Source organism: Micromonospora sp. II (assembly GCF_001709195.1).
GTDB classification, from domain to species: domain Bacteria; phylum Actinomycetota; class Actinomycetes; order Mycobacteriales; family Micromonosporaceae; genus Micromonospora; species Micromonospora chalcea.
The window spans coordinates 17,883-39,378 of sequence record NZ_LYXF01000011.1 but is presented as its reverse complement, the minus strand read 5'-3'; the positions used below and the strand labels follow the sequence as shown (position 1 = coordinate 39,378).

Below are 21,496 nucleotides of genomic sequence, written 5' to 3'. Positions count from 1 at the left end.
GGAATGGGTCGGTGAGCCATGGCCGGGTCGCAGTCCGACGCACGGCTGTCGGATGTCAGGTTCCTGACCGTCGCCGAGGTGGCGACGGTCATGCGGGTCTCCAAGATGACTGTCTATCGTCTCGTGCACAGCGGTGAGCTGACCGCGGTGCGGGTCGGCCGCTCGTTCCGGGTGCCCGAGCACGCCGTGCACGAATACCTCCGGGGCGCCTTCCAGGAGTCCGCCTGAGCACTCGGCGGGCCGGTCGGCCGAGTGCGACGAAAAGGGGCATCGACGGGGGCGCGTTGGTCCTGCTGACGCACTCCGGTTAGGCTGGACCACGACCGTGATCGCCCTCTGGTGTGCCCTGCCCACCACGCTGGTCCGGTCCGTTGTCCGCAAGCGGTCAAGACGCCACCGGCGGTGGCGTCTTCCGGTCCGCCCCGAACGTTGCATCGAAAGGCTGTCGTATGGGCTCGGTGGTCAAGAAGCGCCGCAAGCGCATGGCTAAGAAGAAGCACCGCAAGCTGCTGCGCAAGACCCGCGTCCAGCGTCGCCGTCTCGGCAAGTGACCGGGGCCGGGCACTGGCCCGGCACCCGGCACCACTTGCCAACTGTCGACCCTCGGAGGCTCAGGTGATCAGGCCGTGGACGTCCCGGCTCGATCCCGCCTGCCGCGCAAGGCGCACGACATGACCCCCGGTGACACCTCCGGTGCCCCGGGGGTCGTCGTCGTGACCGGGGTCGGTCGCTGGCTCGGCGCGCACGTCGCCGCGCGGCTCGCCGCCGACCCGCGGATCGAGCGGGTCATCGGGGTCGATCCGGCGCCGCCCAACCCCGAGCTGGCCGACCTGCTCACCGACGTGGAACGGGTCCGTCTCGACCTCGACTCGCTCGGYGGTCTCCTGGCCGACCTCGACGTCGACGCCGTGGTGCACCTCGCGCTCGTCACCTCCCCCGACCCGCAGCAGGGCGGCCGGTCGGCGATGAAGGAACAGAACGTCATCGGCACGATGCAGATGCTCGCCGCCGCGCAGCGCGCGCCCCGGCTGCGCAAGCTCGTGGTCCGCTCGTCCACCGCCGCGTACGGGGTGTCGTTCCGCGATCCGGCCGTCTTCACCGAGGAGACCGAGCCGCGCGAGGTGCCGCGCGGCGGTTTCGGCCGCGACATACTCGACATCGAGGGGTACGTCCGCGGGTTCCGCCGCCGCCGGCCCGACGTCACCGCGACCGTGCTGCGCTTCGCGCCGTTCATCGGTTACGCCGCCGACACCACGCTCACGCGCTACTTCTCCCAGCCGGTGGTGCCCACCGTCTTCGGCCGTGACCCGCGCCTGCAGTTCGTGCACTTCGACGACGCGCTGGAGGTGCTGCACCGGTCGGTCGCCGAGGACCACCCGGGCACGTACAACGTCGCCGGGCCGGGCGTGCTGTCGCTGTCGCAGGCGATCCGCCGGGCCGGCCGGGTGGCGGTGCCGGTGCTGGAACCGGGCCTGGCCGGGGTCGCCGCGATCGCCCGCAGCCTGGGCTTCGGCCGGTACGGCCTGGACCAGGTGGACCTGTTCGTGCACGGCCGGGTGGTGGACACCAGCCGGCTGGAGCGGGAGTTCGGCTTCACGCCCCGCTCGACCGCCGCCGCGTTCGAGGACTTCATCCGCGCCCACCACGGCGGCGTCGTGGTGACCCGGGACCAGTTGGCCGCGGCCGAGCGGTTGGTGCTGGAGAGCATCCGGCAGGTCCGCTCGACCGTACGGGAGCGTTCGTGACCAGCCCGGAGGAGCGGCGCGACGCGCGCTACGACGTACCGCTGGACGTGCCCGGGCCGGGCGCGGAGCCGGCACGGCGCAACGGACACCGCCGGGTGACCGCGCCGTCCGCCCGCCCGGCCGCGCCGGTCGAGCCGGACACCTCCGCCGACGAGCCCGGCACCCCGGCCGGGTCGGCCGCCCCGGGTCCGGCCGCGCACCGCCCGACGGCCGAGAAGACGGTGGCCAAGAAGACCGTGGCCAAGAAGACGGTCGCGAAGAAGGCCGTGGCGAAGAAGGCCGTGGCCGGCGACGCGCCGGCCGGTGACACGCCGCCCGGACCGGCGGTGGCCGACCGGCCGGGCGACCACTGGGACCGCAAGGTGGCCCAGGGCCTGGCGTTCCTGCGGCGGCGGCTCGCCGGTGACTACGAGGTCGACGAGTTCGGCTTCGACCCCGACCTGACCGACGCGGTTGTCCACCCGCTGGTCCGGCTGCTCTACCGGGACTGGTTCCGCACCGAGGTCAGCGGCATCGAGCACGTACCGGCCGAGGGCGCGGGCCTGGTCGTGGGCAACCACTCCGGCACCGTGGCGCTCGACGCGCTGATCCTCTCCACCGCGCTGCACGACCGGCACCCGGCGCGCCGCTACCTGCGGCTGCTCGGCGCCGACCTGGTCTTCCGGATGCCCGTCGTCTCCGAGATAGCCCGCAAGACCGGCGGCACCGTCGCCTGCAACCCGGACGCGGAGCGGCTGCTCGGCAACGGCGAACTGGTGGGCGTGTTCCCGGAGGGCTTCAAGGGGGTCGGCAAGCTCTACTCCGACCGCTACAAGCTCCAGCGCTTCGGCCGGGGCGGATTCGTCTCCGCCGCGCTGCGCACCGGCACGCCGATCGTGCCGGTCGCGATCGTCGGCGGCGAGGAGATCTACCCGATGCTCGCCGACATCAAGCCCCTCGCGCGGCTGCTCAAACTGCCGTACTTCCCGGTCACGCCGACGTTCCCCTGGCTCGGGCCGCTGGGCATGGTGCCGCTGCCGAGCAAGTGGCTGATCGAGTTCTGCCCGCCGATCCCGACCGCGCACCTGCGTGACTCCGCCGACGACCCGCTCGTGGTGTTCAACCTCGCCGACCAGGTGCGCGAGACGATCCAGCAGACGCTGCACAAGCTGCTCGAACGCCGCCCCGACCCGTTCGGGCCCTGAGCGAACGCGCGCCGGCTCAGGCCTCGCGGTGGCGGCGCCGGTGCAGCGCCAGGCCGGCCGTGACCGCGCCGGCCAGCAGCCCGGCGGCGGCGGTGGAGGGCACGGCGATGCGTACGGCCCGCCGCCCGGTGCGGAAGTCGCGCACGTCCCAGCCCCGCTCGCGGGCCTGCCGCAGCAGCGCCGGATCGGGATTCACCGCGACCGCACGGCCGACGGCGGAGAGCATCGGCAGGTCGTTCGCCGAGTCGCTGTAGGCCGCGCAGCGGGCCAGGTCCAGCCCTTCCACGGCGGCGAGCTGGGTCACCGCCTCGGCCTTCGCCGGCCCGTGCATCAGGTCACCGACCAGCCGCCCGGTGTACGCGCCGTCGACCACCTCGGCCACCGTGCCGATCGCGCCGGTCAGGCCGAGCCGGGCGGCGATCACCCGGCCGATCTCCACCGGGGCGGCGCTGACCAGCCAGACCCGCTCGCCCGCGTCGAGGTGACGCTGGGCCAGGCGGCGGGTGCCGGCCCAGATGCGCGGGGCCATCAGCTCGTCGAAGATCTCGTCGGCGAGACGCTCGATGTCGTCCACCCGCCAGCCCTGCACGAACGCGAGCGCTGCCTCCTTGGCCTGGGACATGTCGCCCGCGTGCTCGGTGGCGAGCAGCCGGAACCGGGCCTGCTGCCAGGCGAAACGGGCCAGGTCACCGGTGGTGAAGTACTTCCGGGCGGCCAGCCCGCGGGCGAACCAGTAGATCGAGGCGCCCTGCATCATCGTGTTGTCCACGTCGAAGAAGGCGGCGGCGGTGGGGTCCGGCGGGATCGTGGTCGCGGGCGCCGACGGGGCCTCCGACCAGCCGGTGGTGTGCCCGTGCGCGTCGGTGCTGACGGTCACCTTCCGGGTTCCGGCCACGGTGACCTCCCTGCCTCGACGACCGCGTACGCCCTCCGCGTCGAGCGTATCCGGCACGGTGTGACGGGTGGGTGTCCGCCGGGAGAAGTGTGGCGCGGTCGGCGTCCGCGCTCAGCGGTCGGCCGGGCAGGCCGCCGGGGCGGGCCCGAGCGCGTCGCTGGCCTGTGGCGCGGGCAGTCCGCAGGCGATCGCCTCGCGCAGCGCGTCGGCGCGCTTGCCGGCCGCGTCGAGCAGCGCCAGCGAGCGGCGGGTGCGGTCCCGCTCGGCGTGGTCGGGCCGGTCCAGCAGGCCGCTGACCACCCGGCGCTGGCCGGCCAGGAACGTGTCCACCGCGTCCAGCGCCACCGGGTCGGAACGCTGCGCCGCGACCGTGGTCAGCAGGCGTACGCCCTGGCGGGTGTCCGCGTCCATGTCGTCCAGGACGGCGCTGAAACCGAGCCGGTCGCCGCGTACCGAGGCGGCCTCGTCCAGCCGGGTGCGGGCGAAGTCGAGGAAGAGCTGCCCACGGCTGATGTCCGAGCTGGCGAGCGCGAGCTGGGCGCGCTCGGTGGAGCGCTTCATGCCGTACAGGGCGTCACCGGGCAGCGCGTTCTCGCTGGCGGCGGAGATGCCGGAGAGGGCGACCGCGCCGGCGGCCACGCCGACCAGGATCGCGCCCCGGGCCCGCGCCCGGCGTCCGGTGATCGCGGGCAGCAGCGTTCCGCGTACCCCGGTGGTGGTCTTGGCCGGAGTGCCGACGCCCTCACGTTCGGCGGTGGCCACGAGCATCGCCCGCAGTCCGGTGCGGAACTCGGCGTCCACCTCGACGTCGGGCCGTTCGGCGCTGAGCCGGCGGCTCACCTCGACGAGCGCGGTGAGTTCACCGTCCGCCTTGGACCGGACGTGGTGCCGGCGTCCGCCGTTGGCCTCGTCGAGGAGTTGCGCGAAGCGCTCGGCCCGCCGACGGGAGAAGAGGTCGCTGTCCACCGCGGCACCCCCTCTCGCTGGTCACGGCCGGGCGGCCGTCGTCGTCACCAGCGACCGGTGGCAGCGTGTGGCACCGAGTCGACCGGAACGGCCGACCCGACCCGCCGGACCGGGTGGCCCGGGGGACGCCGGGACAACCACTGGTCGCACCCGGAGAAACGGACCGCGCCGGTCGCCGGTTACGGCTGGGACGGCGGCGAAATCACCAAGAGTGATCGGCCTGCGTGGGGCGTCGGGCACGCGACAGCGCCCGGCGGTGGCGCCGGTGAGGAAACGGGACGGTGGCTGCCGGTCAGGAGTGGAAGCCGTCGGGCAGCAGGCGGGCCAGGGCCCGTACCGCGCGGTACTGGAGGGCCTTGATGGCGCCCTCGTTCTTGCCCATGGCACGGGCCGTCTCGGCCACCGAGAAGCCCTGGAGGAACCGCAGCACGATGCACTCCTGCTGCTCCGGGTTGAGCTGCTTGACGGCGGTGAGCAGGGCGACGTTGGTGATGTGTTCCACCACCGCCGCCTCCGGGCTGCCCTCCGGACCGCGGTCCTCCCGGTCGGCGTCGAGGACGTCGCCGGTGGTCACCTCCAGCCGGTAGCGCCCCGACTTGAAGTGGTCGGCGACCAGGTTGCGGGCGATGGTGACCAGCCAGGCGCCGAGGTCGCGCCCCTGCCAGGTGAAGCTGCCGATCCGCTTGAGCGCGCGCAGGAACGTGTCGGAGGTGAGGTCCTCGGCGAGCTGGCGGTTGCCGACCCGGAAGTAGACGAACCGGAAGACGGTGTCGACGTACCTGTCGTAGATCAGGCCGAACGCCTCGGACTCGCCGGCCTGCGCGCGTTCGACGAGCGTCCACACCTCGGTGGCCGGGTCGGACGGGTCGGGGCGGCTGGGGAATCCGGTGGCGGGCGTGGCGGCCGGCACGGCGGGCAGGACGGCGGTGTCGCCTGTGGTCACCGCCGGCAGGATCGCGGTCTCCGCGGCGGACGGCTCCGCGCCGGTGGCCGCGTCACCGCGCCGGGCCTGGGCCGGCATGGTCGGGCGGGCCGGGCTGCCGAGGCGGCCGGCCGCGGGTTTCGCGTTGCCGCCGGGCGTCGCGGGACGCGCCGGCGCCTCGTTCGTGTGGTGCGCGCGGCTGCGTACGCGCCGCCCCTCGCCGCGTACCGCGAGCTGGCTCTCGGCGCTGCGTGGAGGCGGGTCCGCGCGCTCGTTGAGCGGGTTGCGCTGGGTCGGGCCGGTGACGCCGGCCGGCCGTTCGGCGTAACCGAAGGTGGTCACCGCGCCTCCCCGGTCCGAGTGGGCAGCGACCGCACCGGGCGCCACTGTGGTGCCGGGGGACCGGGTGGAACCCGGCCGGGCGCGGCCGGGTCGGGACGTGCCGACGGGCGGCAGATCCCCTTGAGGTGCTGGTCCAATGCGCTGACGGGCACGGGGGCCTCCTCGGGCTGAGGGGTGTCGACTCACGGCAAATGGGGTGAGCCGACCCGAGTGATGATAGGGCCAACGTCACCCACGCGTGGCAAGTCCGTTACACAGAGCGGAAGTATTTCCCGCCGGATCGCACGAATGGCGGACCCGTTGTCCGTCGCGTGTGGTTGACTTTCGCGCCGGATCGTGGTCCGCAGTGGAAAGTCCTGGTCGGAGCAGATTTTCTTTCCGCTCGGCGTGTCGCGAGGGCGGCTCGCACGGGTCGCCCCGGGTCGCTCGGCTCGTGCCGCTGGAGATCGTTATCCCGCGCTCGGGAATCCCACCGTACTGCATTCCCAGTCCCGTGTGGCGGACCCGGTGCCGTGTCCGGGCATGGTCCGGCGGACGCCGCTGTGCCAGACTCAGCCACCGTGCAGGACGCCGCCGAAAGCTCCGCGCCGAACCTCGCCGACCGGCTCCGCCGGGCCGCCACCGAACGGGGCGACCGGGCCGCGCTGCGCTGGCGCGAGCGGACGCTCACCTGGTCCGAGCTGGACGACGCGGTCACCGCCACCGCCCGCGCGCTGCTCGCCGACGCGCCGCCGGCCGCCGGACCGGGACATCCGCCCCGGGTGGCTGTCGCGTTCGGCAACACCCCGGACTTCGTGGTCACCTACCTCGCCGCGCTCCGGGCCGGCCTGGTCGCCGTACCGGTCAACCCCGCGCTCACCGCCCGCGAGCTGCGGCACGTGCTCACCGACTCCGGCGCGACGGTGCTGGTCGGCGCCCCCGAGGTGACCGCCCGGGTGGACCGCGCCGAGCTGCCCGGGCTGCGCGCCGTGCACACCGCGCCGCCGGTACGCGGCGACACCGGGCCGGACGGGTTCCCGGCCCGCGCCGGCGACGACCTCGCCGTCCTGCTCTACACCTCCGGCACCGAGGGACGGCCCAAGGGCGCGATGCTGTCGCACCGCGCGCTCGCCGCCAACCACGACCAGACCGACCGGATCGAGCCGCCGGTGGTCGGCCCCGACGACGTCGTGCTGCTCGCCCTTCCGCTGTTCCACGCGTACGGGCTGAACACGGTGCTCGGCGCCGTGGTGCGGCACGGCGCGACGGGTGTGCTCGTCGACGAGCCCGGCCCGTCCGGGGCGCTGGACGAGATCGCCCGGCACCGGGTCACGGTGCTCGTCGGCGTACCGTCGATGTTCCTGACCTGGGCCGAGGCGGAGCGTGACCCGGCCGCGGCGCTGGCCTCGGTGCGCGTCGCGGTGTGCGGCGCGGCGCCGTTGCTGCCGGCCGTCGGGGCGCGCTTCACCGAGCTGACCGGGCACCCGGTGCACGTCGGCTACGGGCTCACCGAGACCGCGCCGGTGCTCACGTCGACGCTCGTCGGCGGCGAGCCGAAACCGGGCTCGATCGGCCGTCCGCTGCCCGGCGTCGAGCTGCGCCTGACCGGCGCCGACGGCGTCGAGCTGTGGCGCGACGGTGCGCCCGCCGACGCCCCCGACGAGGACGAGATGGACCTCTCCGACGAGCTGGCCGGCACCGACCCCGGGCAGATCGTGGTACGCGGGGAGAACCTGTTCGCCGGTTACTGGCCGGACGGGCGGGGCGGGCCGGACCCGGACGGCTGGTGGGCCACCGGCGACGTCGCGTACGCCGACGGCGACGGCGACCTGTTCCTCGTCGACCGGCTCGGCGAGCTGATCCTGGTAAACGGCTTCAACGTCTACCCGCACGAGGTGGAGCTGGTGCTCCAGGCGCACCCCGGGGTGGCCGAGTCGGCGGTCCTCGGCGTGCCGCACCCGCGGACCGGCGAGACTGTGCGGGCGTACGTGGTCCGGGCGGCCGGTCCGCCGGTGACGGCTGACGAACTGCTCGCCCACTGCGCGCGTAACCTGGCCCGGTTCAAGTGCCCGACCGCCGTCGAGTTCGTCGACAGCCTGCCGTACTCGGCGATCGGGAAGGTACGCAAGACCGAGCTGCGCCCGGCGCCCATGGTGCCGTCGCCGGCGTCGCCGACCGAGATCCGCACGGAGGTATCCGATGTCCAGTGACCCGAGGCTCATCCTGATCACCCGGCCCGGCTGCCACCTGTGCGACGACGCGAAGGCCGCGCTCGACCGGGTGGTCGCGGTCACCGGCGACCGGTGGGTGGAGCGGGACGTCACCGGCGACCTGGAGATGGAGCGTGACTACGGCGACCGGCTGCCGGTGGTGCTGCTCGACGGCAAGGAGCACGGCTACTGGCGGGTCGAGGAGGACCGGCTGCTGCGCGACCTGACCACGCCGCAGCTCTAGCCTTAGAGTGCTCGGGTGACGGGTATGCGACGCCACCTCGTGTGGGACTGGAACGGAACGCTCCTCGACGACCTCGACCTGGTGGTCCAGGCCACGAACGTGGCCTTCGCCAGCGCCGGCGGGCCGGCGGTCACCGCGGCCGAGCACCGGGTCCGGTTCCGGCGGCCGATCGCCGACTACTACGCCGAGATGCTCGGCCGGGCCGTGGACGCCGAGGCGTTCGGCACGCTGGACCGGGTCTTCCACGACGCCTACCGGGCCGGGCTGACCACCTGCGCCCTGGCCGCCGACGCCACCACCGCGATCGAGTCCTGGGAGGGCAGCCAGTCGCTGCTGTCCATGTGGTTCCACGACGAGCTGGTGCCGACGGTGCACACGTACGGGCTGACGCCGCACTTCCGCCGGGTGGACGGGCTGCGTGCCACAGTCGGCGGCGGGCACAAGGCCGAGTGGCTGGAGAAGCACCTGGCCGAGCTGGGGCTGGGCGGCCACGAGGTGGTGCTGATCGGTGACTCGCTCGACGACGCCGACGCGGCCGCCTCGGTCGGCGCCCGCTGCGTCCTCTACACCGGTGGCCTGTCCGACCCGGACCGGCTGCGCGGCAGCGGCCACCCGGCCGCCGACACGCTCACCGAGGCGGTGACGCTGGCCCGCACGCTCGCCTGACCCGGCCCGGTCAGGCGCGCAGGTGGGCCAGGACGGCCAGGACACGGCGGTGGTGCGTGGTCGCGTCCGGCGGCAGGTCGAGCTTGGTGAAGATGTTGCGGACGTGCTTCTCGACCGCGCCGTCGCTGACCACCAGCGCCCGGGCGATGGCGGTGTTCGAGCGGCCCTCGGCCATCAGCGCCAGCACCTCGCGCTCGCGCGGGGTCAGCGACGCCAGCGGGTCGTCGCGCCGCCGCCGGACCAGCAACTGGCTGATCACCTCCGGGTCGAGCACGGTGCCGCCGGCGGCCACCCGGGCCAGGCCGTCGAGGAACTCGTCGATCGCGGCGACCCGGTCCTTGAGCAGGTAGCCGATCCCGCCGCCGGCCCCGCCCGCGGTGTCCAGCAGGTCGTCGGCGTACGACACCTCGACGTACTGGGACAGCACCAGGATCGGCGTACCCGGCACCCGGCGGCGGGCCTCCACCGCGGCGCGCAGTCCCTCGTCGGTGTGTGAGGGCGGCATCCGCACGTCCACCACCGAGACGTCGGGCCGGTGCGCCACCACCGCCTCGACCAGCGCGTCACCGTCACCGACGGCCGCCACCACCTCGTGCCCGTACTCGGTCAGCAGCCGGATCAGCCCCTCCCGGAGCAGTACGGCGTCGTCCGCGATCACCACCCGCATGGGTCCGGTGTCTATCACGCCCCGACCCGGCGGTCCGGGTCACCTCGGTAGTTCGGCGTGGACCCGGGTCGGGCCGCCGGCCGGGCTGGTCACCTCCAGCGTGCCGCCGGCCGCCCGGACCCGGTCGGCGATGCCGTTGAGCCCGTGGCCCTTGGCCAGGTGCGCGCCGCCGACGCCGTCGTCGGTGACGGTGATCTCCAGCCGGCCCACCTTCCGGGTGACCTCCACCCGGCAGGCGTTCGCCCGGCTGTGCTTCGACACGTTCGTCAGCGCCTCGGCCACCACGAAGTACGCGGTGCTCTCCAGCCCCGGATCGAGCCGGCCGGCGGCGGTGCCCAGGTCGTCGTCCACCACCAGTTCGGTCGGCACCAGCGCCCGGGCGGCCAGCGCGGCGAGCGCGCTGGGCAGGCCCCGGTCGACCAGGATCGGCGGCGCGATGCCCCGGGACAGCGCGCGCAGCTCGTCCAGCGTCTCCCGGGTCTGGGCCACTGCCTCGTCGAGCGTCTGCCGGGCCGCGTCCGGGTTGTCGGCGAGCTGGTGGCGGGCCCGGCCGAGGTCCATGGCGAGCCGGACCAGCCGCTGCTGCGGGCCGTCGTGGATGTCGCGCTCCAGCCGGCGCAGCGCGACCGCCTCGGCCGAGGCGGCGGCGCGCTTCTGCTCCTCCAGCGTGATGATCCGCTGCCGCATCTCGGCCACGCCGGTGAGCAGCGAGTACGCCAGCCCGGCCTGCAGGCGGGCGCAGCCGCGCGCCACCAGCGGGAGCGTGAACAGGGCGAACAGCCCGATCGCGGTGTTCAGGGCGATCCGCGCGCCGGCGCCGTCACCCATTCCGAGGAGCTGGCTCAGGTCCTGGTCGTCGACGCCGCGCGGGATGGCCCAGTCGTAGACGACGTAGAGCGTGCCGCCCAGGGCCAGCACCCACCAGACCACCAGCAGCACGAACGTGGGCAGGGCCACCAGCAGCCGGACGAACGCGTGCAGCAGGTCGAGCCACGACTGCGCGTCCCGGATCGGGGTGAACACCCGCCGCCAGAACCCGGCGCCCGGCTCCGGCCGGCGGTAGACCGGGCGTACCCGGGGCCGGTCCAGCACCGCGGCGAGCCGGAGCCGCTCGATGTCGGCCAGCCCACGGGCGGCGTAGAGGAAGCCGGCGAGGATCGGCAGGCCGAGCGTGGTCACCAGCAGCCCGGCGCTGAGTGAGATCCCCACCACCGCGAGCACGAAGCCGACGATCGCCAGCGGGAAGCCCACGAGTACGTAGGTGGTGTCGCGGGCGAGGCGGCGCAGCAGCCCGTGGACGGGGGACAGCGGAGTGGGCGCGGTGGCCAGTGGTGCGGCGGTCATGGTTCGAGGCTATGGGCGCGTGCCCCGCCGACCCATCCCGCACGCTGGCCTCTTGGGGGTGGGGTTCTCCCTACTGCAAAACGTGAGACTCGCCTCGCCACGCCGGTGACGGAGCGCTACGAGCCGCGCGCGATTGGTCAGGGAAGTCGGGATTGAGCAATAATCGCCACGCGCCGCCAAGGGAGGCGGTCGATCGATCTTGCGGGAATGGAGGGGCAGGTGAAGGCGCGTCGCGAGCTTTCAAGATCGCGATTTGTGCACCTCTTCACAAGCGCCTACTCTGTAGTTCCGACGCGCCCTGCTAGCACAGCCGGCAATCTCGGTCGCCAGCGGGAGTCCCGAAACGACCGGCCCCTGTCGCTGGTCGAGGATCGCACCGCACGGAGTCTCATGAGTCAGCACCGTCAACCAGGCGCGCCCGGCCGCACCGGTGCCGTACCGGCGCTTCCGGACCTGCCCGAGGCGACCGTGTCCCGGCTCCCGGAATACCTGCGTGCGCTGCACACGCTCGCCGACTCCGGGCACGAGACGGTGTCCAGCGAAGGGCTCGCCAACGCGGCAGGCGTCAACTCCGCGAAGCTCCGCAAGGACCTGTCCCACCTCGGCTCGTACGGCACCCGGGGCGTCGGCTACGACGTGGCGCTCCTGGTCGACCAGATCTCCTCGGTGCTCGGGCTCACCCAGTGCCGGGCCGTCGCGCTCGTCGGCGTCGGTAACCTCGGTCACGCGCTGGCCGGCTACGACGGCTTCGCCAACCGCGGCTTCCGTATCGCCGCGCTCCTCGACGCCGACCGGTCCCGGGTCGGCGAGCGGATCAACGGACTCGTCGTCCAGCACATCGACGACCTGCCCCAGGTGGTCGCCGAGGAATCGATCTCGATCGGCGTCATCGCCACGCCCGCCCCGGCCGCCCAGGCGGTCGCCGATCAGCTGGTCGCCGTCGGCGTGACGAGCATCCTCAACTTCGCGCCCTGCGTACTCTCGGTCCCGGACGGGGTCGACGTGCGCAAGGTCGACCTCGCCATCGAGCTGCAGATCCTGTCCTTCCACGAGCACCGCAAGGCGTCGCTGACCGCGCTCCCCGCCACCGGCGGGACCGCCCTCACCGCCCTGCCCGGCGGACTCGCGGCCACCGACACCCAGGAGGCGATCGGCACGTGAAACTGCTCGTCGTCGGCGCGTCCTACCGCACCGCCCCGGTCGCCACCCTGGAACAGCTCGCCGTCCCGCCCGCCGACCTCACCCGGACGCTGGACCGCCTGATCGCCCAGCCGTACGTCGCCGAGGCCGTCCTGGTCTCCACCTGCAACCGGGTGGAGGTCTACGCCGCCGTCTCCGGGTTCCACGGCGGACTCGGCGACATCTGCGCGGTCCTGGCCGATCAGGCCGGCTGCCAGCCGGCGGCGCTCGCCCCGCACCTCTACGTGCACTACGACGCCGCCGCCGTGGACCACGTCTTCCGGGTGGCCGCCGGGCTCGACTCGATGGTGGTCGGCGAGGCGCAGATCCTCGGCCAGCTCCGCGACGCCTACCACTCCGCCGGTGGCGCCGACTCGGCCGGCCGCCTGCTGCACGAGCTGATGCAGCAGGCGCTGCGGGTCGGCAAGCGCGCGCACGCCGAGACCAACATCGACCGGGCCGGGCAGAGCGTCGTCACCGCCGCCCTGGACCTCGCCGCCGAGATGCTCGACGGCGAGCTGGCCGGGCGGCCCGCGATGATCGTCGGCGCGGGCGCGATGGGCTCGCTGGGCGTGGCCACGCTGTCCCGGCTGGGCGCCGGCCCGCTCACCGTGACCAACCGGGGCGCCGCCCGTGCCGTCCGGCTCGCCGAGTCGTACGGCGCGTCCGCCGTGCCGATGGCCGAGCTGATCACCGCGCTCGCCGACGTCGACGTCGTGGTCGCCGCCACCGCCGCCACCGAGCCGGTGCTCACCCGCGACGTGGTGACCCGGGCACTGGCCCGCCGGGACGCCGACCGCGGCCCGCTGGTCCTGCTCGACCTGGCCGTACCGCGCGACGTCGAGCCCGGCGTCGCCGAGCTGCCCGGCGTCGAGGTCGTCGACATCGACCGGATGGCCGCCGTGCTCGCCGACGGGCCGGCCGCCGCCGACGCCGCCGAGGTGGCCCGGATCGTGGCCGGTGAGGTCGAGTCGTTCCTGAGCTGGCTGCGCGGCGCCGACGTGGCGCCGACGGTGGCCGCCCTGCGCGGCCGGGCCGACGACGTGGTCGCCACCGAGCTGCGCCGGCTCGGCCAGCGCCGCCCCGACCTCAGCGACGACCAGCGCGCCGAGGTGGCCCGTACCGTGCACCGGGTCGTCCAGCGGCTGCTGCACCAGCCGACCGTACGGGTCCGCCAGCTCGCCGCCGAGCCCGGCGGCGACCAGTACGCGGCGCTGCTGCGCGAGCTGTTCGACCTGGACGTTCCGCAGACGTCCCCGGTCGACACCGTTCCCGACGTGGTCGCCACCGATCTCGACGGGCGGCCGTCGTTCGACGCCGCCGACATCCCGCCCACCGGAGGTGCGCGATGACCGCCCCACTGCGCCTCGGCACCCGGGGCAGCGCCCTGGCGATGGCCCAGTCCGGCCACGTGGCCGAAGCCCTCACCGCGGCCACCGGCCGCCCGGTCGAGCTGGTCGAGGTGGTGACCGCCGGGGACAAGTCGACCGCCCCGGTGCAGCGACTCGGCGTCGGCGTGTTCGTGTCCGCGCTGCGCGACGCGCTGACCGCCGGTGAGATCGACTTCGCCGTCCACTCGTACAAGGACCTGCCCACCGCGGCGGCGCCCGGCCTGCACGTCGCGGCCGTGCCGCCCCGGCAGGACCCGCGCGACGCGCTGGTGGCCACCGACGGCCGTACGCTCGCCGAGCTGCCCCCCGGCGCCCGCGTCGGCACCGGCGCGCTGCGCCGGATCGCCCAGCTGCACGCGCTGGGCATGCAGTTGGAGGTCACCCCGATCCGGGGCAACATCGACACCCGGCTCAGCCGGGTGCTCGGCCCGGACGCCGACCTCGACGCCGTCGTGCTGGCCCGCGCCGGGCTCAACCGGATCGGCCGCGCCGACGTCATCACCGAGACGCTCGACCCGATGCTCATGCTGCCCGCGCCCGCTCAGGGCGCGCTGGCCGTCGAGTGCCGGGCCGACGACCAGGACGTGATCGAGATGCTCGCGCTGCTCGACCACGAGCCGTCCCGCGCCGCGATCACCGCGGAACGGGCGCTGCTGGCCACCCTGGAGGCAGGATGCAGCGCACCCGTGGCCGCGTACGCCGTCCTCGCCGAAGGCGAGCCCACCGACGAGGGCGACGTGATTCAGGAGATCTACCTGCGCGGTGCGGTGATCAGCCCGGACGGTTCGCGTGACCTCCGGCTGTCCCGCACCGGAACGCCCGCCGACGCGGCGGAGATCGGCAAGGCACTCGCCGCCGAACTCCTCGAACTCGGCGCCGACTCGATCCTCGGCCAGGACGCACAGGCCGGCCCGGGGACCCAGCAACTTGGGAGCACAGAATGACCCGCACCCGTAAGCCCGTAGGCCAGATCGCTTTCGTCGGGGCCGGTCCCGGCGACCCCGGCCTGCTGACCCGCCGGGCGCTGGACGCCCTGGTCGAGGCCGACCAGGTGGTCTACGACCGGGGCGTACCCGAGTCGCTCCTGGCGCACGTACGCGCCCAGGCCCGGCCCGACGCCGAGTTCAGCCCCGCCGAGGGCGTGCCGGGGGACGTGGCGAAGGTGCTGATCTCCGCGGCCCGGTCCGGGCAGAACGCCGTGCACCTGGTCGCCGGTGACCCGTTCGGCCACGACTCGGTGGTCAAGGAGGTGCAGGCGGTCGCGCGTACCGCAGCGCACTTCGAGGTGGTGCCGGGCGTCGGCCAGGCCGAGGGCGTGGCCACCTACGCGGGCGTCCCGCTGCCGGGCGTACGCACCGCCGCCGACGTCGAGGACGTCACCGCGCTCGACTTCGACGCGCTCGCCACGGCCGTGGGCCGGGGTTCGCTGGCGCTCGCCGTGGACGCCGGTGACCTGGCCGCCGTCCGGGACGGCCTGCTGGCCGCCGGCGTCGACGGCACCACAGCGGTCGGGGTGACCGGCGACGGCACCGGCGAGACGCAGTACACCACCACGTCGACTGTCGACTCCTTCGTCGCCGCGGCGCTCGGCTTCACCGGCCGGGTGGTGCTCACCGTCGGTGCGGCCGTCACCGACCGCGACAAGCTGAGCTGGTGGGAGAACCGCCCGCTGTACGGCTGGAAGGTGCTGGTGCCCCGCACCAAGGAGCAGGCCGGCGTGATGAGCGCCCGGCTGCGCGCGTACGGGGCGATCCCGTGCGAGGTGCCGACCATCGCGGTCGAGCCGCCGCGTACCCCGGCGCAGATGGAGCGGGCGGTCAAGGGCCTGGTCGACGGCCGCTACGCCTGGGTGATCTTCACCTCGGTCAACGCGGTCCGGGCGGTGTGGGAGAAGTTCGCCGAGCACGGCCTCGACGCCCGCCACTTCGGCGGCGTCAAGATCGCCTGTATCGGTGACGCCACCGCCGAGGCGGTCCGCGCGTTCGGTATCCAGCCGGAGCTGATCCCCTCCGGGGAGCAGTCCTCCGAGGGCCTGCTGGCCGAGTTCTCGCCGCACGACGAGGTCCTCGACCCGGTCGGCCGGGTGCTGCTGCCGCGCGCCGACATCGCGACCGAGACGCTTGCCGCCGGGCTCACCGAGCGGGGCTGGGAGGTCGACGACGTGACCGCGTACCGGACGGTGCGGGCGGCCCCGCCGCCGGCCGAGATCCGCGACGCGATCAAGTCGGGCGGGTTCGACGCCGTGCTGTTCACCTCGTCGTCCACGGTGCGGAACCTTGTCGGTATCGCCGGGAAGCCGCATGCGCGCACGGTTGTTGCAGTGATCGGGCCCAAGACGGCGGAGACCGCCACCGAGTTCGGCCTGCGGGTCGACGTGCAGCCGCCGCACGCCTCGGTGCCCGACCTGGTGGAGGCGCTCGCCGCCTACGCCGTCGAACTGCGGGAGAAGCTCGCGGCCATGCCGGCGAAGCAGCGCCGGGGCTCCAAGGTGCAGGGCCCGACCGCCCTGAGGTTCCGCTGACAGGAGGCTCCCTCATGCCGTACCCCGAGATCCGGCCCCGCCGGCTGCGTCGCAACGCGGCCGTGCGGCGGCTGGTCTCCGAGACCCGCGTCGACCCGGCCGATCTGGTCGTGCCGATGTTCGTCAAGGAGGGGCTGACCGAGCCGAGGGCGATCGCGTCGCTCCCGGGAGTGCTCCAGCACTCCCGGGACTCGCTGCGCAAGGCCGCCGTCGAAGCGGTCCAGGCCGGGGTCGGCGGGATCATGCTGTTCGGGGTGCCGGCGACGCGCGACGAGACCGGCTCCGGCGGTGTCGACCCGGCGGGCATCCTGAACGTGGCGATCCGGGACGTGGTCGCCGAGGTCGGTGACGCGACTGTGGTGATGAGCGACCTCTGCCTGGACGAGTTCACCTCGCACGGGCACTGCGGCCTGCTCACCGCGGACGGCGGGGTCGACAACGACGCCACGCTCGCCGCGTACGCCGACATGGCGGTGGCCCAGGCCGCCGCCGGGGTCCACGTGGTCGGCCCGTCCGGGATGATGGACGGCCAGGTCGGCGTGGTCCGCAAGGCGCTCGACGCCGCCGGGCACCAGGACGTCTCGGTGCTCGCGTACGCGGTGAAGTACGCCTCCGCCTTCTACGGCCCGTTCCGCGACGCGGTGGAGTCGGCGCTGGAGGGCGACCGGCGAACCTACCAGCAGGACCCGGCGAACCTGCGCGAGTCGCTGCGCGAGGTCGAGCTGGACGTGGCCGAGGGCGCCGACATGGTGATGGTGAAGCCCGCGCTGCCCTACCTCGACGTGGTGTCGGCGGTCCGGGCCGCGGTGGACGTCCCGGTCGCCGCCTACCAGGTCTCCGGCGAGTACGCGATGGTCGAGGCGGCCGCCGCGAACGGCTGGATCGACCGGGAGCGGGTGATGCTGGAGACGCTCACCTCGATCCGCCGGGCCGGCGCGCAGATCATCCTCACCTACTGGGCGGTCGAGGCGGCCCAGCTGCTGCGCGAGCGCTACTGACCCTCGCCCGGCCGCCCGGCGTCGGACCCGGGGCGGGCTCGCGCCGGCGCGCGTGTCGTGGCGCGTCGGTGAGATCCGCGGGCGGTGCGTTGCCTCAAGTTGTCCACAGCCAGACGCGGTAGCTCGCAGTAGTTCTCAGGGTGGCAGGCGCTATGCCCCTCAGCCGACTTTGCTCTGCAGCCACGGGCGCAACTGTCACGAAGCGTAAGCAGTGCTTCGAAGGCTGCAGAGCAAAGTCGACTGAGGTGGTCTTCCTTGGCTCGGCTATTCCGAGCGTCGTGTCCGGATTGGTTGTTATTTGTCTTGAGTGTGCGGCGTTCGCTTCGGCAGTACTGGCTAACGCACAGTGATGTCACGCTCCGTGTGCCTTGAGTGGGGCGGTTGACGCACGGCGAGGTTTGGTCGGGCGGCGGATTCCAGGTTTTCCACAGGGGTGCGGAGCGGGGTTCGCCCGGGTGCATCCGAGCACGATCGGGCGGATCGAGGCGGGCAGCCTGACGCCGAGCCTGGCCATGCTGTCGTGCATCGTGGGACGGCCGGCTTCCGGCTCGTGGTCGTCGACGAGGCCGGCACGGTGCTCAAGCCGATGCGTGACCGGGCCGACCTGCGTGACGGCGCGGAGCGGCGGTACCCGTCCCACCTCGACGTCGTCACCGACCCGGAGCCGGGGGAGTGGTGGGCCGACCGGTACGGGCTGGCCCGCCCGCCGGAGACCTTCTACCGCGACCGGGCGGTCCGGGACGCGCTGCGCCGCCGCAGCCAGTGGGAGGTGCGGGTGGCCAAGTACCGGAACGTGCCGCCCCCGCCCGATCCGCAGCGGTGCGGATACCGCGGCGGCCCGCCGATCCGCCCATGAGCGAATCGACGGGCCGCCGCCCGGAACACCTGTCAGTCGTCGTTCAGGATCGTCCCGACGCCGGACGGGTCGGCCAGCCGCAGGCCCGGCACACCCGCCACGTACAGCGTGAGCTTCTCGTCCGCCTCGCGCTTGCGGTCGCCGCGCACGGTGACCGGGAACGCCAGCGAGGTCTGGCCCGCGGGGAGCAGTTTGCAACCCACGTACGGGTCGTAGTCCGACCCGGCCTGGGCGGTCGTGCCGTAGGTGGTCGCGCAGATCAACGCCGGCTCGGAGAGCGGGCGGGACACGGTGACGGTGAACGTCATCGCGCGGGTGCCCTTGTCGCCCTCGGCCACCGAGGTGTCGGCCACCCGCAGCGAGGCACGCGACCGGAACCGGGCCACCTGCGGGTCGTGGTCGCTGGCGCCCCGGTCACCCAGCTCCGGCGCGTCGGTCGGATAGTCGGCGTTGATGTGCGCCGTCCGTACCTGCACCAGGTCGTCGTGCATCGGGTCGTTCACGAACAGGTTGTCCAGCGTCTGCGCCTGGCCGCTGAAGGTGTACGAGTACGCCGACGCGGGCGCGTCCGCCACCAGGTCGTCCCAGAGGTTGTGCAGCCCGGCCTCGTACAGCGGGGCGAGCTGGTCCGACGGGGTCGGGTTCTGTGCGGTGGCGATCGGGTCGTCCGGGCGGGGGAACACGTTCAGGTCGCCGCCGTAGACCACGCGGGCGTTCGGGTCGCTCGCCTCGACCGCCGCGACGATCGCGGCGCCGTACGCGGCCTGCTCGCGGCGCTGCCCGACCCGGCTGTCCGGCCCGGACGAGAAGTGGTTGGCGACCGCCCAGAGCGTGAACCGCTCGGTCGAGCCGGGCGCGGCCTTGACGGTGAACCGGGCCAGCTGGGCCGCGCGGGTGTAGACGTTGCTGCCGTCCACGCCGGTAGAGCGGTCCACGTCGGCGGGCAGCACCGCGTTGAACGCCTTCGGGTTCTGCACGTCCGTGTTGGACGCGAGCGCCGCCGAGCGGTACTGGACGGTCGGCGCGGAGCCCAGCAGCGGGTCCGCGGCGGTCGCCTCGGCCAGCGTGAGCCGGTCGGTGCGGTAGAGGAACGCCGAGGCGATGCCGCGGGCGTCCGCGCCGGTGCGGTCGTACGCGGCGGCGTAGGCGGGGCCGCCGTTGGCCGCGATGGCCAGCGCCAGCTCCTGCACGGTGTCCGGCGCGCCGTCGGCGTTGTTCGTGTCACCGCACGCCAGGGCGCCGTCGACCACCGAGCAGATGTCCTGGTCCTCGGCCTCCTGCACCAGGATCAGGTCCGGGCTGTGCAGCGAGTTGACGATCTGCCGGGCCTGCGCGGCCAGCTTGGCGGCGTACGCCTCCTGGCTCGCCGGCACGTAGTCGAACGGCGGGCTGACCCCCGTACATCCGGTGTTGCCGGCGAAGTCGCAGCCGTCGAACGGGTCGTCCCGGTAGTCGTACAGGTTCTCCACGTTGTAGGTGGCGATCGCGACCTCGCTGCCGCGGTCGGCCGGCTGCGGCGGGTGGTTCGCGGCCGGGTCCGCGCCACCGGTCAGGGTGAGCTGCTCGGGCTGCACGCTGTACTTGCTGAACGCGTACGACACGGAGCCGTAGGCGTCCTCGGTCAGCGTGTCGAACGTGCGCGCCTCGGGCAGCAGCGCGCGGGAGTCACCGGCGGCCGCCTTCACGCCGCCCGCTCCCAGCAGGATGCGCTGGTTGTTGCCGTTGTCGAAGAGCGTGCCGGGGATGTCGTCGAGCGGGTGCGCGTCCCGGAACACCCGGCGCGCGTACGGGTCGGACCGCTTCATGACCGGGTCCTCCCGGTCCAGCACGTAGATCTCGGAGTCGGCGGTGGAGGAGTAGATGTGCCGGGGCGCGGATACGCCGCTGCCGGCGCGTACCCGCATCCGCTCGCCCTCGTGCCGCTCCCAGTACAGGTCGGCGGCGGCCGCCTCGGCCGGCGGGACCGCGTCGTCGACCCGGACCGCGGTGTCCACGTCGAGGCCGGAGTCGAGCTTGCGGACCAGCGAGGCGCCGGAGAGCTGGGTCTGGTTGAAGTACTCGGAGACCCGGCCGCGCAGCACTACCTCGTCGCCGACGGTGGGGGCGTACCCGCCGATCAGCGTGGTGAACGAGCCCATGAAGACGAACAGCCCGTCGGAGGTGAGCGGGTCGCCGTCCTCGGTGCCGAGCCGGCTCTGCAGGTAGAAGCCCCACTGGTCGGCCCCGGCCGAGCTGCGGGTCAGCGACATGCCGGTGATGACGCCGCGCACGTCGTACAACTGGGAGCTGGTGCCGTTGCCGCTGGCCGGGGCGAGCGGCGACCGGTCGGCGCGGCCGTCCTCGTCGTCGCCGGTGCGGCCCTGCACCTCGCCGATCGACAGCACGCTGGTGGCCTGCACGGAGAGCGTGCAGGTGGCGGTGTCGCCGTCGTCGTCGGTGGCGGTCACCGTGACCGCGTAGCTGCCGGCCGGCAGGCCGGTGGCGGTCAGCGTGGCGGTGGCCGTGCCACCGTCCCCGGCCGCCGGGGTGAACGCGGTACGGCTGATCGAGCCGCTCGCCGGAGCCGGCACGACGGCGGTGACCGCGAGGTCGGTGATCGTGTCGTCGGCGTCGGTCGCGGTCACCTCGCGGGTCGCGGTGGCGCCCGCCGACAGCGTCAGCGCGCCGCCGCAGGCCAGCGTCGGCGGCTGGTCGACCGGGCCGCCTCCGCCGATGGTGTGGCTGCCCAGCCCGTCGAACGTGTCGGTGGCGAAGCCGGCCCACTGCGCGGCCGGGTCGAACGGGTCCGCCGGATCGGTGTCGCCGGCGGTCACCGAGGGCAGCCGGCGCAACGTGTTGTCGGCGGTGCTGGTGAGCCCGCTGCCCCACTCGCTGCCCGGGTCGACGCCGACCTGGCCGAGGGAGTCGACCACCGTGTCACCCTTGCGCAGCACGATCGCGTCGTCGCCGTTGAACAGCGACCCGCCGTACGTCTGGTCGGCCTGGGCGAGGATCGCGGGCGCGGCCGACGCGGCGGCGAAGACGAACACGTCCCCGGCGGCGACGGTGCCGGTCAGCGCGATGTTCGTCGACGTGCTGGCGCCGTTGAAGTAGAGCTGGAGCTGGTAGCCCGCGGCAGCCAGGTCGATCGGGGCGCCGGTGCCGTTGTACAGCTCGACGGCCTTGTTGTTGGACGACCCCTCGACGTACTCGGAAATGAGCAGGTCGGTGGGCGCGGCGCTGGCCGCGGGGGGTGCGACAGCGATCGCCGTGAGGGTGACGGCGGCGGTGGTCGCGAGCGCGGCGAGGGTGCGGCGCGGGCGCATGGGGCCTCCACGGTGGGTGGACAGGAACTAACGAACGTTAAGGGTCTCGTGGGTCCACCGTCCAGCCCTTCGGTGGCCGTCC

General features: G+C 73.8%; 19 protein-coding genes. 13 read left to right on the top strand and 6 right to left on the bottom strand.

The annotated features are described in order from the left end of the window. Nucleotides 1-18 precede the first annotated feature (18 nt). The 4 genes from A8711_RS07110 to A8711_RS07100 all read left to right on the top strand — a co-directional run bounded on the left by A8711_RS07110 (nucleotide 19) and on the right by A8711_RS07100 (nucleotide 2,929). Nucleotides 19-228: a helix-turn-helix domain-containing protein gene (locus tag A8711_RS07110; protein WP_013288759.1), complete on the top strand. Its 210-nt coding sequence runs from the start codon at nucleotides 19-21 to the stop codon at nucleotides 226-228. A gap of 221 nt (nucleotides 229-449) precedes the next feature. Then, a complete protein-coding gene (locus tag A8711_RS31365) occupies nucleotides 450-551 on the top strand; it encodes a 30S ribosomal protein bS22 (protein WP_007465623.1) in 102 nt (33 codons plus the stop codon). 120 nt (nucleotides 552-671) lie between these two features. Further along, entirely contained in the window at nucleotides 672-1,745 is a 1,074-nt protein-coding gene (locus A8711_RS07105) for an NAD-dependent epimerase/dehydratase family protein (protein ID WP_064446676.1), read from the top strand. 281 nt (nucleotides 1,746-2,026) lie between these two features. Beyond that, nucleotides 2,027-2,929, top strand: coding sequence for a lysophospholipid acyltransferase family protein (locus A8711_RS07100; protein WP_051611579.1), 903 nt, complete (start codon nucleotides 2,027-2,029; stop codon nucleotides 2,927-2,929). Nucleotides 2,930-2,945: 16 nt separating this feature from the next. Here the strand turns inward: A8711_RS07100 and A8711_RS07095 are convergent, their stop codons facing one another. The 3 genes from A8711_RS07095 to A8711_RS07085 form a co-directional block, all read right to left on the bottom strand. After that, nucleotides 2,946-3,824 carry an HAD family phosphatase gene (locus tag A8711_RS07095; RefSeq protein WP_043328083.1) on the bottom strand — a complete coding sequence of 293 codons (879 nt, stop codon included), beginning with the start codon at nucleotides 3,822-3,824 and terminating at the stop codon, nucleotides 2,946-2,948. 111 nt (nucleotides 3,825-3,935) lie between these two features. Beyond that, on the bottom strand, nucleotides 3,936-4,790 hold the full coding sequence (locus tag A8711_RS07090; protein WP_064446675.1) for a DUF5667 domain-containing protein: 855 nt from the start codon (nucleotides 4,788-4,790) through the stop codon (nucleotides 3,936-3,938). A gap of 292 nt (nucleotides 4,791-5,082) precedes the next feature. After that, entirely contained in the window at nucleotides 5,083-6,054 is a 972-nt protein-coding gene (locus tag A8711_RS07085) for an ECF subfamily RNA polymerase sigma factor, BldN family (protein ID WP_043328086.1), read from the bottom strand. A 512-nt stretch (nucleotides 6,055-6,566) separates the two neighbouring features. On the opposite strand from A8711_RS07085, the gene A8711_RS07080 reads away from it, so the two are divergent. Genes A8711_RS07080 through A8711_RS07070 form a run of 3 tightly spaced genes read left to right on the top strand, consistent with a single transcriptional unit; the run spans nucleotide 6,567 to nucleotide 9,153 of the window. Further along, entirely contained in the window at nucleotides 6,567-8,243 is a 1,677-nt protein-coding gene (locus A8711_RS07080) for an AMP-binding protein (RefSeq protein ID WP_069087777.1), read from the top strand. Next, nucleotides 8,233-8,487, top strand: a complete 255-nt coding sequence (locus tag A8711_RS07075; RefSeq protein ID WP_013288752.1) for a glutaredoxin family protein — start codon at nucleotides 8,233-8,235, stop codon at nucleotides 8,485-8,487. Before A8711_RS07080 ends, A8711_RS07075 begins: the two co-directional genes overlap by 11 nt. A 24-nt stretch (nucleotides 8,488-8,511) precedes the next feature. Further along, complete coding sequence (locus A8711_RS07070) at nucleotides 8,512-9,153, top strand: HAD family hydrolase (protein ID WP_013475152.1); 642 nt, start codon at nucleotides 8,512-8,514, stop codon at nucleotides 9,151-9,153. A 10-nt stretch (nucleotides 9,154-9,163) separates the two neighbouring features. Here the strand turns inward: A8711_RS07070 and A8711_RS07065 are convergent, their stop codons facing one another. Both A8711_RS07065 and A8711_RS07060 read right to left on the bottom strand, forming a co-directional pair. Continuing rightward, on the bottom strand, nucleotides 9,164-9,820 hold the full coding sequence (locus tag A8711_RS07065) for a response regulator transcription factor (protein ID WP_030502878.1): 657 nt from the start codon (nucleotides 9,818-9,820) through the stop codon (nucleotides 9,164-9,166). Nucleotides 9,821-9,859: 39 nt separating this feature from the next. Further along, on the bottom strand, nucleotides 9,860-11,164 hold the full coding sequence (locus A8711_RS07060) for a sensor histidine kinase (RefSeq protein ID WP_069087776.1): 1,305 nt from the start codon (nucleotides 11,162-11,164) through the stop codon (nucleotides 9,860-9,862). Nucleotides 11,165-11,554: 390 nt separating this feature from the next. Between A8711_RS07060 and A8711_RS07055 the strand changes: the two genes are divergently transcribed. The 6 genes from A8711_RS07055 to A8711_RS07030 all read left to right on the top strand — a co-directional run bounded on the left by A8711_RS07055 (nucleotide 11,555) and on the right by A8711_RS07030 (nucleotide 18,109). Then, complete coding sequence (locus A8711_RS07055; RefSeq protein WP_043328093.1) at nucleotides 11,555-12,325, top strand: redox-sensing transcriptional repressor Rex; 771 nt, start codon at nucleotides 11,555-11,557, stop codon at nucleotides 12,323-12,325. After that, nucleotides 12,322-13,695 carry a glutamyl-tRNA reductase gene (locus A8711_RS07050; RefSeq protein ID WP_043328095.1) on the top strand — a complete coding sequence of 458 codons (1,374 nt, stop codon included), beginning with the start codon at nucleotides 12,322-12,324 and terminating at the stop codon, nucleotides 13,693-13,695. The genes A8711_RS07055 and A8711_RS07050 overlap by 4 nt, the downstream gene beginning before the upstream one ends. Next, a complete protein-coding gene (gene hemC / locus A8711_RS07045; protein WP_064446671.1) occupies nucleotides 13,692-14,678 on the top strand; it encodes a hydroxymethylbilane synthase in 987 nt (328 codons plus the stop codon). The genes A8711_RS07050 and hemC overlap by 4 nt, the downstream gene beginning before the upstream one ends. Beyond that, entirely contained in the window at nucleotides 14,675-16,255 is a 1,581-nt protein-coding gene (locus tag A8711_RS07040) for a uroporphyrinogen-III synthase (protein WP_030502883.1), read from the top strand. Before hemC ends, A8711_RS07040 begins: the two co-directional genes overlap by 4 nt. 14 nt (nucleotides 16,256-16,269) lie before the next feature. Then, nucleotides 16,270-17,253 (top strand): porphobilinogen synthase, encoded by a 984-nt coding sequence (gene hemB / locus A8711_RS07035; RefSeq protein WP_069087775.1) that lies wholly within the window; start codon nucleotides 16,270-16,272, stop codon nucleotides 17,251-17,253. A 520-nt stretch (nucleotides 17,254-17,773) separates the two neighbouring features. Continuing rightward, nucleotides 17,774-18,109 carry a hypothetical protein gene (locus tag A8711_RS07030; RefSeq protein WP_233607905.1) on the top strand — a complete coding sequence of 112 codons (336 nt, stop codon included), beginning with the start codon at nucleotides 17,774-17,776 and terminating at the stop codon, nucleotides 18,107-18,109. A gap of 32 nt (nucleotides 18,110-18,141) precedes the next feature. Here the strand turns inward: A8711_RS07030 and A8711_RS07025 are convergent, their stop codons facing one another. Further along, nucleotides 18,142-21,414: a lamin tail domain-containing protein gene (locus A8711_RS07025; protein WP_069087774.1), complete on the bottom strand. Its 3,273-nt coding sequence runs from the start codon at nucleotides 21,412-21,414 to the stop codon at nucleotides 18,142-18,144. Nucleotides 21,415-21,496 lie beyond the last annotated feature (82 nt).

Bases quoted from the DNA above. Each gene is read 5' to 3' on its own strand.
- A8711_RS07070 (WP_013475152.1), top strand. From the start codon at position 8,512: ATGCGACGCCACCTCGTGTGGGACTGGAACGGAACGCTCCTCGACGAC.
- A8711_RS07025 (WP_069087774.1), bottom strand. From the start codon at position 21,414: ATGCGCCCGCGCCGCACCCTCGCCGCGCTCGCGACCACCGCCGCCGTC.
- A8711_RS07040 (WP_030502883.1), top strand. From the start codon at position 14,675: ATGACCCGCACCCGTAAGCCCGTAGGCCAGATCGCTTTCGTCGGGGCC.
- hemB (WP_069087775.1), top strand. From the start codon at position 16,270: ATGCCGTACCCCGAGATCCGGCCCCGCCGGCTGCGTCGCAACGCGGCC.
- A8711_RS07060 (WP_069087776.1), bottom strand. From the start codon at position 11,164: ATGACCGCCGCACCACTGGCCACCGCGCCCACTCCGCTGTCCCCCGTC.
- A8711_RS31365 (WP_007465623.1), top strand. From the start codon at position 450: ATGGGCTCGGTGGTCAAGAAGCGCCGCAAGCGCATGGCTAAGAAGAAG.
- A8711_RS07065 (WP_030502878.1), bottom strand. From the start codon at position 9,820: ATGCGGGTGGTGATCGCGGACGACGCCGTACTGCTCCGGGAGGGGCTG.
- A8711_RS07055 (WP_043328093.1), top strand. From the start codon at position 11,555: ATGAGTCAGCACCGTCAACCAGGCGCGCCCGGCCGCACCGGTGCCGTA.
- A8711_RS07075 (WP_013288752.1), top strand. From the start codon at position 8,233: ATGTCCAGTGACCCGAGGCTCATCCTGATCACCCGGCCCGGCTGCCAC.
- A8711_RS07110 (WP_013288759.1), top strand. From the start codon at position 19: ATGGCCGGGTCGCAGTCCGACGCACGGCTGTCGGATGTCAGGTTCCTG.
- hemC (WP_064446671.1), top strand. From the start codon at position 13,692: ATGACCGCCCCACTGCGCCTCGGCACCCGGGGCAGCGCCCTGGCGATG.